The sequence below is a fragment of the Coxiella endosymbiont of Amblyomma americanum genome (assembly GCF_000815025.1).
Lineage (GTDB): Bacteria > Pseudomonadota > Gammaproteobacteria > Coxiellales > Coxiellaceae > Coxiella.
This window is the reverse complement of record NZ_CP007541.1, coordinates 469,581-482,620: the sequence shown is the minus strand read 5'-3', so window position 1 is coordinate 482,620 and position 13,040 is coordinate 469,581. Positions and strand designations below refer to the sequence as shown.

The following is a 13,040-nucleotide window of genomic DNA, read 5'->3' as shown; positions in this document are numbered from 1 at the left end:
TGTATGAAAAAAACTTACGATCCAAAAATTATTGAAAAAAAATGGGCAGACTACTGGGAAAAACATCAATTAAATCGCCCTTCTGGTTCAGGAAATCCTTATTGCATTATATTACCCCCACCTAATGTAACAGGCATTCTTCACATGGGACATAGTTTTCAGCAAACTCTTATGGATGTTTTAGCTCGCTATCACAGAATGCAAGGTAATCAAGTACTTTGGCAAGGAGGAACAGATCACGCAGGTATTGCTACTCAAATAGTAGTGGAACAACAACTCGCCAAAAAGGGATATACCCGACATGATTTAGGAAGAAAATCTTTCATCGATAAAGTATGGAAATGGCGTAATTTTTCTAGAAAAAAAATTACTTGTCAAATGCGTCGACTAGGTACCTCTATAGATTGGACACGAGAACGTTTTAGTATGGACGAAGGCTTGTCTAGATCCACTATCGAAGCCTTTGTTCGTCTTTATCATGAAGGACTGATATACCGAGGAAAACGACTGGTTAATTGGGACCCTGTCTTAAAGACAGCTGTATCCGACCTCGAAGTAATCTCCGAAGCAGTTAATAGTTCTCTATGGTATATTCGATATCCTTTAGCAGAAAACGCTAGAGAACATCTTATAGTCGCTACTACTCGACCTGAAACGCTGCTTGGTGATGTGGCAATTGCTGTTCATCCGGATAATTTGATCTATCAAAAATACATTGGCAAAGCAGTACATCTACCGTTAACTAATCGTATTATCCCCATAATTTCAGACATTTCTGTAAATAATAAATTTGGAACAGGTAGTGTAAAAATTACACCCGCACACGATTTTAACGATTATGAAATAGGTCAGCGGCACCAATTACCTTTAATTAACATTTTTACCACTGAAGGGCGATTGAACGAAAATGTACCCCAACCTTATCGGGGACTTGATCGTTTTGACGCTCGAAAAAAGATAGTAACTGCTCTTAGAGAAAACCATTTACTCGAAAAAATTGAACCGTATCGCGTTTTTGTTCCTAAAGGCGAACGCTCTGGAGTTATTATTGAACCATTATTGACAGATCAATGGTTTTTAAGAATGCAATCACTTTCAGAACCGGCTATGACTGTTATTAAATCGAGAAAATTAAAATTCATTCCAAATATTTGGGAAAAAACTTACTTACAATGGTTAACTAATATTAAAGATTGGTGTATTAGCCGACAATTATGGTGGGGACATCGCCTGCCTGTTTGGTATGATGAGAGGAAAAATTGCTATATCGGATTATCAAAAAAAGAGATTCGAAAAAAATATCATTTAGAAACAATGATACAATTAGAACAAGAAACAGACGTACTTGACACTTGGTTTTCTGCTAGCTTGTGGCCATTTGCTACGCTAGGTTGGCCGAAAAAAACAGAGGTTTATAAAAATTTTTATCCCACTCAAATCTTGGTTACCGGATTTGATATTCTTTTTTTTTGGGTGGCTCGTATGATAATGATGGGATTAAAATTCACTGGGGAAGTCCCCTTTCAAGAAGTTTATGTACACGGGTTAATTTGTGATAATCAAGGAAAAAAAATGTCAAAATCTAAAGGCAATATTATTGATCCACTTGATATTATTGATGGCATTTCTTTAGAAAATCTTATTCAAAAAAGAACACACGCCTTGTTGCAACCGAATAAATCCAAAGAAATTGAAAAATTAACACGTAAAGAGTTTCCACAAGGTATCACCAGTTATGGAACAGATGCTCTACGATTCACTTTTTGCACACTGGCGACAAATACTGGACGTAATATTACTTTTGATATGTATCGAATTAAAGGTTATCGCAATTTTTGTAATAAAATTTGGAATTCAGCTCGTTTCGTTATTATGCATACAAAAGGGCAAGATCTTGATTCTAAAAAGCCTTTGATGTACAACATTTTTGATCGCTGGATTATGAGTTTTCTACAACAAATTATAAAAGAGGTTAGAAAGGCTCTAAATCGCTATCGCTTTGATTTACTTGCGAAAATTTTATACGAGTTTGTTTGGAATGAGTATTGTGACTGGTATATAGAATTTGCTAAGTGTATTCTCCACAACGAAAAAATTACTATCCCACAGAAACGCGGTACTAGAATCACGCTTCTTAGAGTGTTAAAAACTTTGTTACGACTTTTACATCCCCTGATACCATTTATCACAGAGGAAATTTGGCATACGATAAACTGCTTTGAAGAAAAAAAGATCAACAGCATTATGATTGTATCTTATCCTAAATTTAATGAAGCTTACTTTGACAATAAGGTAAACGAAAAAGTTCATTGGTTTAAAAACATTATAACCGTTATTCGAGTTTTGCGGGCTGAAATAAATATTTCTCCTTCTAAAGCTACCACAGTCATTTTTAGCAAAGGAAAAGAGGACGATAGAAAAAATTTACAAGAAATGGAGCAGTATATAAAATTATTAGGAAAAGTTAGAAACTGGCAATGGATTGATACTGATACATTGATACCTGTTAGTGTTGCCGACGTTGTGGATAATCTTGAAATCCATATTCCTTTATCAGGATTAATTCATAAAGGGTCTGAACTTACCAGACTAAGAAAGGAAATTACAAAGCTTACAAAAGAAGAAAAAAAATCCATGGAAAAATTGAGCAACTCAGATTATGTAAAAAAAGCTCCTGAAGAAGTTGTGAAAAATGAACGCATTTTACTAGATAAAACACAAAAGCGATTAAAGAAATTAACATCACGATATATAAATATCGAGAATTTATAATCTCCAAATTTAGAATTAGTTTTTAATGTATTCAGAATGCTACTAACGATTATATTTTTAGAAATTCATTAATCGTATAGCTGTTTTCAAGTCGTTCCACGTTTGAATCTTCAACGTTGTATCTTGCAACAATTCTACTGGAGCATAACTCTTAACTATCTTCACTTGCCCGAGATAATTCAATAAATGAGTAACTTGGGTACCCAAAAAAATAATACATTTCCCAAATTCATCAGATTGTAAACGTCCAGATTGAAACCCGCCTTTAATACGTTTTCTTGTGGCTTCTGCAATTTTTTTTACTAACTGGGCCTCCGCTTCATTTTTCAATATCGCGTCGGCTAATAAAATTCCCACTTGGCAGTCTTGATGATCCAGTAAGTCATAACGATAATATCCGTAGCTATGACGCCGTGTACGAAAACGCCATACATCAATACCCATCATTTGCAAATACTTCATTTCTTAATGTCGTTTAGTTCATAATTTATTAATTTGTTGTCTGTGGTTTCACTTTTAACTAAAAAACTTCTCACTTATCACAATCATCCTCTTGTGTTAAAATATTCAAAAATTAAAGTTTTATGAACAGAATTATTAAAATTATCTTGGCTCTTTTAGTTATTACCACGTTAACTGTTGTTGGTTATCTTTACTGGAAACACGAAAAACGCTATCCTAACACAGATGATGCATATATACAGACAAACGTAATTAATATTTCTCCTCAAGTTAATGGCGCAATTACTAAGGTGTATGTTCACAATTATCAACATGTCAAAAAAGGACAACCCCTTTTTGATATTGATTCCACTCCATTTACTATTGATTTTATTAAAGCAAGCGCACAACTTAAAGATGTTATGCAGAAAATTAAAATTATGGATACAAAGATAAAGCTAGCAAAAATCGTAGTATTAGAAAAAAAATCTGAACTTGTTCACGCTTACGCCGTTTTTCAACGCATGTTAATTTTGTCAAAAAGACAATTTATTCCCTGTGTAGATAGTGATCTTGTTATGAAAAAACTAGATATTGCTAGAAGTGCACTGGCTGCGGCAAAAAATCAATTACAAGCACTAGTTGAGAAACGCAATCAAATTGGTAATGAAAGTCCTCAACTACAATTAGCCAAAGCTCTTTTAAAAAAATCACAACTCAATTTATCCTATACTCATGTAATAGCGCCATCCGATGGATTTATAGTCAATTTTAACATACACCGAGGTAGTAACGTCAATGCTTATCAGTCCCTATTTTCCCTAATTGAAGATAATATCTGGTGGACTATAGCTAATTTTAAAGAAACACAAATCGAAAAAATTCGCCCAGGACAATCAGCCACCATTAGAATCGACATGTATCCAAACCATATTTTTCTCGGTTATGTTGAAAGCATTAGTGCGGGCAGTGAAACGAGCTTTTCACTACTACCGCCTGAAAACACTAGTGGCAACTGGGTCAAAGTGACTCAAAGATTTCCAGTAAAAGTTATTATTACAGGGCGACATCTAAATTTTCCTTTTCGCCTAGGCGCAAGTAGTACAGTTACTATTGATACGCAATCATCTCCAAAATCATGAAGGCTACTAATAATCTACTAAATAAAAATGATGCCTATGCAAAAAGGTGGATTACTGTTGTTACCATTATGATGGTTGCGATATTAGAGGTTTTAGACTCTACTATTGTTAATGTTGCCTTGCCACATATGATGCCTTCACTTGGAGCAAATCAAAATCAGATTACTTGGATATTAACTTCATATATAATTTCTTCAGCTATTATGTTGCCTTTAACGGGATTTTTTAGTAGTCGTATTGGACAAAAACAATTACTTTTAATAAATATCACAGGTTTTATGATCACATCTATTTTATGCGGAACTTCTCGATCCCTTTTAGAGATCGTGATTTTTCGAGTTTTTCAAGGATTATTTGGAGCATCTCTTATTCCACTATCTCAATCAATTTTGCGAGCGACTTTTCCTTTAGAAGAACAAGGTAAAGCGATGGCTATTTGGGGTATTGGAGTTATGGCCGCACCTATATTTGGCCCTACTGTAGGAGGTTTTATTACAGAACACGCGAATTGGAGATGGATTTTCTATATTAACCTTCCAGTGTGCCTATTGGGATTAATATTAACACTGTTTGTAATTCCAGAAACAGAACGTTGCTATTATCAACGTATTGATTGGCTAGGACTAGGATTGATGGTTATTGGAAGTTCTACTTTACAAATTTTTCTTGATAAAGGCAACGAAAATGACTGGTTAAATTCCGGTATAATGTTATTTTTCTGCTCAGTAGCTTTTTTTTGCATAATTTGTTTTATCATACGCAGTCTTACTTATTCTACTCCTGTGATTAAGTTAAAGATCTTTAAAGATTATAATTTTAGGATTTCATGTCTTGTTTTATCTCTATTTTCTGGCGCATTATTTAGTTTTATTACTTTAGAACCTATTTTATTAGAACGTTTATTCTATTATTCGGCTTTAACTGCAGGATGGATCATGGCACCGTTAGGAATTGCCAGCGTAATCGCTATAATATTTGTACCACAGCTAATGAAAAATATTAATATTAAACTCATCCTGATGGCGGGTATGTTATTTTGTGCTTACGGTGTACTTCGATTTACACATATTAATTTAAACTCGCCAATACAAGAGTTTTTATCAAGTAACGCTATTCTTGGTTTTGGTATGGGATTATTAATGATACCATTGACTACTTATTCTTTAGCTACATTGTCTAAAGGGGATATTACAGAAGGTGCTGGTTTATACAGTTATTCACGAATGCTAGGAACCTCTATAGGTATCTCTCTTATAAGTACTCTTGTTACTCGGGTCACGCAAATTAATTGGAATACCTTGTCAAGTTATATTACTATCTATAATCCTAGTTTTTATCAATGGATGAATTCGCATCAATTACCTTTCTTAAGTCCTTTAGGCATAAAACGTCTCGGTTTAATTATACAACAACAAGCAAGTCTACTTGGTTTTTTAGACGGTTTTAGAATTATTTTCATTGTCTTTATCCTATTAATACCGCTATTACTCGTTTTAAAGACCGTTGAATTGCGAAGCAGTGCTGCCCCTTCTGCTATGTTTTCACATAGAAAAGTAAACGGAATATGAAGTGTATTTTCTGTAGAATTTCTAAGGGAAAACTCGGTAAATTAATTTATGAAGACGATCAAGTAGTAGCGTTTCATGATATCACACCACAATCCCCTGTACATATTCTTATCATTCCTCGTCGACACATAGCTACAATTAATGATATATCTTATACAGATAGACAACTTTTGGGACAAATGATAATGACAGCATCTCAATTAGCTAAGGATAACGACATTGCGAACTTTGGTTATCGACTCGTTCTTAATTGCAATCGGGGAGGGGGGCAAGCGATATACCATATCCATCTTCATTTACTTGGAGGTCGACGTATGAAATGGCCTCCGGGTTGATATTTTCAAATAACAGCAGATCTCCATTTATTAATTTTAACATAAAACACCGGAAATTAGAGAAATGAGCAGTGCCATTGAGAAACATATTGAAGCGATCCTGGTGCATCTAGGAGAAAATATTTTGCGAGAGGGATTAAAAGAAACTCCGCGTCGTTTTCAGAAAACTTTAGAATATCTTACATCCGGTTATCAAGATAAATTGTGCAAAATTGTCAAAAATGCTATTTTCCAGTCCGATATAAACGAGATAATTATTGTTAGAAGTATTGAACTTTATTCGCTATGCGAGCATCACCTTCTGCCATTTATCGGCAAGTGCCATGTGGCTTACTTACCAAATGGAAAGATTATCGGAATATCAAAAATTTCTCGTATTGTAGATATGTACTCCAGACGTTTTCAAGTTCAAGAAAATCTCACAAAACAAATCGCAGAATCTATCGCTGAGGTTACCGATGCAAAAGGAGTTGGAGTTATCATTGAAGCAAAACACCTTTGTATGATGATGCGAGGAGTAAAAAAACAAAACCCTGAAATGATAACTTTCTTAATGCTTGGTGCGTTTTGTAAAGATGATCGTGCTCGCACAGAACTCTTAAATTTAATCAAGAGCTAAAAAATTAGGTTATTATCTTATCAGCAAGAAGATTTGCCTTTTGAACTAAGGCCGAGGTGGCGAAATTGGTAGACGCACCGGACTCAAAATCCGGTAGTGATAAAACACTGTGAGGGTTCGAGTCCCTCCCTCGGTATAGTGGGATTGCCTCATTTTGGACTCTTTCTTAACTCAAATTCTCTCTAGAATCAAGCTTACGGAGCCATTTCTCTAGCCTATATAATACTGCAACTAAATGTTCTAAACAAAATTCAAAAGCATAAATATGCACAATTTGACAAGCCTTTTCTGTAGATTGAAAGAGAAATCGTATTACTTTATTAATTACATTATAAATTTCTTGCCTTGGCGGAAAGGAGTGAATAGATGTTTGTTGTGATGATAGAGAATGCAAGAGATCAAATAAATATAATATTCTATGATTCAGCAGTTCGACAAGTTCCTTTTTTTTTACGAAATCTTGAGTTTGTATAGAATCAGACAGAATAGTCTGTCGAAGCATATAAATACTTCTAAGTAATTTTCTTTCAAGTAAAAAAATAGATTGATAAATGAGGCGTTTCTTTTTTACTCTCGGATCTTCGTTTATGGCTTCCTGTAATAAAGTACTTTGTTTTAAAATATCATTAATCATGTGGTTTTCAATTTTTTCTTGCTCTTTTACAGCATCTGGAGTTAATTCCTTACTAATAAAGAACTCAAAAAGTACACGAAATTTCTGTAAGGCGTGCGTAATACTGGCACGAAGAAGTTTTTTAGCATGTTGAGGAAAAACAAAACGACTGACAATGATAGCAATTAAAACCCCTAAAAAAATCTCCGAGGTTCGATCAACAGCCGTTTTTAATGTGGGTGCCTGTACATCCAGTATCATTACCATAGTTGTGGCACCCAGCAAACCAAATTGAGCGATATCCGTTGGACTGGAAGCTAAATAAGCAAAAACTCCTATCAGAAAAATCAATAGAAGATGAATTACATCGGCATGATTTCCTATGAAAAAAAGAGCTAGAGCCGCTAAAAGTGCACCTATAATTGTGCCTAATAATCTAAAGTATGATTTGATGATTGTGCCACCAATTCTAATACTCGTAGCCATAACCACTACAATAGTAATCAAAATCCACTGTGGTATGGCTATATGAAATATCTTCCCAACAAAGATTCCCATCAAACAAGCTAGTGCAGTTTTAAAACTTGTAATGAGTCGCTCTCTTGATAATCTCCTAATCAAAATGGTTAATCTACTACAAAAAGCTTTCATTATAAAATGATAAATTCTACCAACTAAGTTTTAAAAATGAGACGTTTCGATTTTTCAAGAAGATGCCAAGTCGTGTGAAATAAGCTTAAGTCTTATAAGAAATCTTTTTATGTAAAAAACGAGCTTCCTTTTGGAACTCATCGTGCATGTGTTAGAACTCAAATGTACAAAAGTAAGTGAATCATTCATGTTTTTTTGATAAAGATATGTATATTAAAAAACAAAAATTTAATCCAATCTGCTTTAGTATTCTAATTCAATTTTTCCTTTTCCATATAACTGATTAAGGTGATTGAGCAGCTCTGTGCTAGGTTTGACATGCCAAGTTCTTCCAAATAATGATTCAGTCGATACTGTTTTTCCTTGATAAATAAAAAGAATTAAGCACGAACCTTTCGGGTGTTTATCAATTGCAGTAGGAAAACTTATTAACAGCTGATTAATTTCTTCTTCTGTAGTGAGTCGAATCAATATTCGTTTAGCTCGTGTTCTCACTTCATCTAAAGTGCAAATGAAGTGCGCTATAATTTTCAATCTACCTGAGAAATTGTCCTTTTTTACTATTCCGCGTACCACTAGAATGGTATTTTTCTCTAAAACTTCATTTTTTATCTCTTTATAAAGATTACTAAATACAGTCACTTCTATCGTTCCAGTCTGATCTTCAAAAATAAGGATTGCCATCCGACCACCGCTACGCGTTATTAAATTACGTATTTCTAATACCATACCAACTATTACCGCAAAATTCTTTTTTAAAGAATAAGTAACTAACCGATTGACTGGGATAGCTCCTATCGTTTTTATCTCCTTTTCATAAGCTTGTAATGGATGTCCGCTTATATAGAATCCAAGAGTTTCCTTTTCCATTCGCAATCGCTCGTTGTCATTCCACTCTGGAACTTTTTCATAATTATCACAGGATTTTGTATCCAATTCATTGTCAAACAAATCGCTTTGTCCTAATAGGATATTATGATTTTTTTGCTCAGCCAACCGTAGTGCTTTGCTTAGAGATCTTACTAGGGACGCACGAGAAACTCCAAAAGTATCCATAGCACCTGATTTAATCAAAGGTTCTAATACACGTCGACCAATTTTTTTTAAATCCACTCGATAGCACAAGTCAAAAAGTCCCTTAAATTCTCCTGTCGTTTCCCGACAAGAGGCAATATGTGAAATAGCAGATTCACCAACTCCTTTAATTGCACCTAAACCATATTCAATTTGGCCATGAATATTGACTATAAAAAAATATTTTCCATGATTAATAGAAGGCGATAACAACGTTAAGTCCATATCTCGACACTCTTTAATTAAATTAATAATTTTATCCGTGTTATCCATATCTGAGGATAAAACTGCAGCCATAAACTCAGCAGGATAATGAGCCTTTAGCCAAGCCGTTTGATAAGTAATTAAAGCATAGGCTGCTGAATGCGATTTATTAAAACCATAGCCTGAAAATTTTTCCATTAAATTAAACAATTGATTTGCCAAATTAGCGTTGATTCCACGAGATATAGAGCCTTTTATAAAAATTTCTCGTTGTTTGGCCATTTCTTTTGGCTTTTTTTTCCCCATCGCATGACGTAAAACATCGGCGGCTCCTAATGAATAGCCTGATAATACTTGGGCAATTTGCATCACTTGCTCTTGATAGAGAATAACTCCGTAAGTTAATTGCAGAATTGGTTTTAAATCAGGATGGAGATATTGAACGTTCCGCTCGCCATGCTTACAAGAAATAAATGTGTCTACCATTCCAGATTGCAAAGGGCCTGGGCGAAATAAAGCAACTAGTGCCATGATATCAGAAAAATTATCCGGCTGTAGACGACGGATCAACTCCTTCATACCTCGTGACTCTAGTTGAAATATCGCAGTAGTTGCACAACTCTTTAAAAGATCATAAGTTGTTTTATCCTCTAACGAAATAGAACTAATGTCCAATGCAGGTTCTTTTTTACTTTTTCTTCTTATATTTATACTTTGCACTGCCCATTTAATAATTGTCAAAGTACGCAATCCTAAAAAATCAAATTTGACAAGTCCAACTACTTCTATATCGTCTTTATCAAATTGAGTAACTACATGATTACTATTAGGTTCTGCATAGAGTGGAACAAAATCTGTTAATTTGGTCGGTGAAATTACCACTCCACCCGCATGTTTTCCTGTATTACGGACAAGTCCTTCTAATTTCATTGCAAGATCAATGAGATTTTTAACTTCATCGTCTTCTGTATAGCGTTTTTCTAAAATCTTCTCTTGCCTTAAAGCTTTTTTCAATGTCATACCAAGTTCAAAAGGTACAAGCTTTGCAATTTTATCAATATACCCATAAGGCAATCCCAATACACGACCTACATCACGCAGCACTGCACGCGCAGCCATAGTTCCATAAGTAATAATTTGTGCTACAGCGTCATAACCATAGCGTTTCATTACGTAATCAATAACAAGATCTCGTTTCTCCATACAAAAATCAACATCGAAATCTGGCATTGAAACGCGTTCTAAATTCAAAAATCGTTCAAATAGTAATTCATGTTCTAAAGGATCCAGCTCTGTAATACCTAACGCATACGCTACTAAAGATCCTGCTCCCGAACCGCGCCCAGGTCCTACAGGTATTTTGTTTTTTTTCGCCCATGCAACAAAATCAGCAACGATTAAAAAATAACCAGCAAGTCCCATTTTTGTAATAACATCTATTTCTATTTCTAATCGTTCCATGTATTCTCTATTTATTCTGGATTGATCAATGCGTTGTGCCAATCCTTTTTTCGATTGTGCACAAAAAACACCTTCTTCAGTTTGAAAAACAGGAACAGGGAATTTGGGCACAAAAACTTTATTTAGAGAAATTTGTACATTACAGCGTTTAGCAATTTCCATAGTATTCTCCAGTGCCTCAGGAATATCAGAAAACAACTCCTGCATTTCTTCAGTACTCTTTAAATACTGTTGATCGCTATAATTACAAATTCTATTAGAATCATTTAATAAACACCTTTTTTGAATACACACTCGCGTGTCATATGCCTCAAAATCTTCTTGATATAAGAAACGCACATCATTAGTCGACACAACGGGAATGTTATAAGTTAGAGCTAATTTAATGGCTGAATAAGTATATTCCTCTTCTCGATCTCGATGAGTACGATGTAATTCTAGGTAAAATCGATCAGGGAAATGCTCTATCCACTGTAATAATCGTTTCTTTGCTAAAGAATTTCGATTCTGTAACAATGCCTGTCCAACATCACCTTGTTGTCCTCCTGATAAAATAATTAATCCTTCTTTTAATGCAATTAACCATTTCCATTGAACACAGGCTTGTTCATGTTGATATGTCTTATTAACATAAGCTCGAGATAACAGTTGTATTAAGTGATGAAAACCAACTTGGTTTTGACAGAGAACTGATAAATAAAATATCTCCTTCTTTTCTATTACTTTTAATTCGGCTCCAATAATGGGTTTTATTCCTTTGCTTATAGCTCCACGATAAAATTTAATAAGCGCGAAAAGATTAACTTCATCTGTTAAAGCTACAGCTGGCATTTTTAATTCGACAACGCGTCGTAAAAGCTGATCTACACGTATCACACTATTGCCGATTGAATATTCAGTATGAACTTTTAAATGAATAAAAGGATGCATATCATCAATACTTCCATCTCAAATAAACTCCAGAAGAACAGTTACATCGTCTGATACTATAACAATCTATATTTAGAAGCATATTTAATTACGTATCTTATTATTACTTTTGAAGTTATAATGATAAATCAATTTTTTCTGATCTTGATAACGCTCTATTGCCAATTCAATTAAACGATCTAAAAGCGCAGAATAAGATAAACCTGTTGCTTCCCACATTTTTGGATACATGCTCACACTAGTGAATCCTGGGATTGTATTTATTTCATTTACTATAATTTGTTCCTTAGACGTTAGAAAAAAATCCACTCTTGCCATTCCAAAACAGTGGACGACTTTAAAAGCATCTATAGCTACTCTCTGAATCTTACGAATTTTTTCTTGCGAAAGATCATCAACAATTTTTGTAGTAGCAGTTATTTTCTTATCATGGTTTATATATTTTTCTTCATAAGAATAAAAACTATTTCTTGTGGGTATTGCTTCACTTAGTAAAGCAGCTTTTGGATTTTTATTGTTACCTAGTACAGCACATGCAATTTCTCGTCCATATATTCGAGGCTCAACAATTAGTCGATTATCGTAATAAAAAATATTCTCAGCTCCTTTTTGAAATTCTTTCGCATTTCTAATGAAAGCAGTAGCCACAGAAGACCCTAAACTCACAGCTTTCATAAACAGTTCAGTAGTTTTCCACTGATAAACAAGATTTTTATATATCCCTTCTAATCGATTAAATGACCATATTGTATACCAATCGGCTACTGCTATTCCCGCTGCTCGTAATAGACTTTTCGCAATATCTTTTTTAATACAGATAGCGGAACTTTGAACATCAGCACCTACATAAGGTAGACGTAATAATTCTAAAAGACCTTGCAGAACACCATCCTCTCCTTGAGTACCATGAATCATAGGAAACACACAATCAACTCTATAGAGATTCCTCTCTTCATTAAGTGATTGCCATGGTTGCATGTGCATTCCTAATGCAACGGTAATAGGTGTAATTTTTTGAGTATAGATTAAATGCTGAGGCATTTGAGTTAAAAAACTTGCAGTATTATCAATAAGATACCATTTACCATTGCGATCAATAAATATTACAGAAACTTCATATCTATCAAGGTTCAAAGCTATTACTACGTTTCTAGCCGATTGGATGGAAATTTCGTGTTCAGCAGAACGACCACCACAAATTACTGAAATAGCCAATTTTTTTTTCATAAT

The 13,040-nt window shown here is 34.2% G+C and carries 9 protein-coding genes and 1 tRNA gene; 6 read left to right on the top strand and 4 right to left on the bottom strand.

Translation table 11 applies throughout. The features are described 5' to 3' along the window. The first annotated feature begins 3 nt into the window (after positions 1 to 3). The gene (locus Z664_RS02245; RefSeq protein ID WP_039670046.1) at positions 4 to 2,772 is read left to right on the top strand and encodes a valine--tRNA ligase; all 2,769 of its coding nucleotides are present in this window, start codon (positions 4 to 6) and stop codon (positions 2,770 to 2,772) included. A 57-nt stretch (positions 2,773 to 2,829) separates the two neighbouring features. Here the strand turns inward: Z664_RS02245 and Z664_RS02240 are convergent, their stop codons facing one another. Further along, positions 2,830 to 3,234, bottom strand: a complete 405-nt coding sequence (locus tag Z664_RS02240) for a hypothetical protein (RefSeq protein ID WP_039670045.1) — start codon at positions 3,232 to 3,234, stop codon at positions 2,830 to 2,832. Positions 3,235 to 3,356: 122 nt separating this feature from the next. Here Z664_RS02240 and Z664_RS02235 point away from each other — a divergent pair, with 122 nt between their 5' ends. The 5 genes from Z664_RS02235 (at position 3,357) to Z664_RS02215 (ending at position 7,013) form a co-directional block, all read left to right on the top strand. Further along, a complete protein-coding gene (locus Z664_RS02235) occupies positions 3,357 to 4,355 on the top strand; it encodes an HlyD family secretion protein (RefSeq protein ID WP_039670044.1) in 999 nt (332 codons plus the stop codon). Next, positions 4,352 to 5,923, top strand: a complete 1,572-nt coding sequence (locus tag Z664_RS02230) for a DHA2 family efflux MFS transporter permease subunit (protein ID WP_052246347.1) — start codon at positions 4,352 to 4,354, stop codon at positions 5,921 to 5,923. The genes Z664_RS02235 and Z664_RS02230 overlap by 4 nt, the downstream gene beginning before the upstream one ends. Then, positions 5,920 to 6,258 (top strand): histidine triad nucleotide-binding protein, encoded by a 339-nt coding sequence (locus Z664_RS02225; RefSeq protein ID WP_039670043.1) that lies wholly within the window; start codon positions 5,920 to 5,922, stop codon positions 6,256 to 6,258. The genes Z664_RS02230 and Z664_RS02225 overlap by 4 nt, the downstream gene beginning before the upstream one ends. A gap of 64 nt (positions 6,259 to 6,322) precedes the next feature. Then, positions 6,323 to 6,877, top strand: coding sequence for a GTP cyclohydrolase I FolE (gene folE, locus Z664_RS02220; RefSeq protein ID WP_039670042.1), 555 nt, complete (start codon positions 6,323 to 6,325; stop codon positions 6,875 to 6,877). Positions 6,878 to 6,927: 50 nt separating this feature from the next. Then, positions 6,928 to 7,013: transfer RNA gene (locus Z664_RS02215), tRNA-Leu, on the top strand. A 30-nt stretch (positions 7,014 to 7,043) separates the two neighbouring features. Here Z664_RS02215 and Z664_RS02210 read toward each other — a convergent pair. The 3 genes from Z664_RS02210 to Z664_RS02200 all read right to left on the bottom strand — a co-directional run bounded on the left by Z664_RS02210 (position 7,044) and on the right by Z664_RS02200 (position 13,037). Further along, on the bottom strand, positions 7,044 to 8,111 hold the full coding sequence (locus Z664_RS02210; protein ID WP_245591070.1) for an FUSC family protein: 1,068 nt from the start codon (positions 8,109 to 8,111) through the stop codon (positions 7,044 to 7,046). Between the two features lie 273 nt (positions 8,112 to 8,384). Continuing rightward, positions 8,385 to 11,810, bottom strand: a complete 3,426-nt coding sequence (gene dnaE, locus Z664_RS02205; RefSeq protein WP_039670041.1) for a DNA polymerase III subunit alpha — start codon at positions 11,808 to 11,810, stop codon at positions 8,385 to 8,387. Positions 11,811 to 11,894: 84 nt separating this feature from the next. Further along, positions 11,895 to 13,037, bottom strand: a complete 1,143-nt coding sequence (locus tag Z664_RS02200; RefSeq protein ID WP_039670040.1) for a D-alanine--D-alanine ligase family protein — start codon at positions 13,035 to 13,037, stop codon at positions 11,895 to 11,897. Positions 13,038 to 13,040: the final 3 nt, after the last annotated feature.

Excerpts from the sequence above, each read along its gene's own strand:
- Z664_RS02200 (WP_039670040.1), bottom strand. The coding sequence starts at position 13,037 with ATGAAAAAAAAATTGGCTATTTCAGTAATTTGTGGTGGTCGTTCTGCT.
- Z664_RS02230 (WP_052246347.1), top strand. The coding sequence starts at position 4,352 with ATGAAGGCTACTAATAATCTACTAAATAAAAATGATGCCTATGCAAAA.
- Z664_RS02225 (WP_039670043.1), top strand. The coding sequence starts at position 5,920 with ATGAAGTGTATTTTCTGTAGAATTTCTAAGGGAAAACTCGGTAAATTA.
- folE (WP_039670042.1), top strand. The coding sequence starts at position 6,323 with ATGAGCAGTGCCATTGAGAAACATATTGAAGCGATCCTGGTGCATCTA.
- Z664_RS02240 (WP_039670045.1), bottom strand. The coding sequence starts at position 3,234 with ATGAAGTATTTGCAAATGATGGGTATTGATGTATGGCGTTTTCGTACA.
- Z664_RS02235 (WP_039670044.1), top strand. The coding sequence starts at position 3,357 with ATGAACAGAATTATTAAAATTATCTTGGCTCTTTTAGTTATTACCACG.
- Z664_RS02245 (WP_039670046.1), top strand. The coding sequence starts at position 4 with ATGAAAAAAACTTACGATCCAAAAATTATTGAAAAAAAATGGGCAGAC.
- dnaE (WP_039670041.1), bottom strand. The coding sequence starts at position 11,810 with ATGCATCCTTTTATTCATTTAAAAGTTCATACTGAATATTCAATCGGC.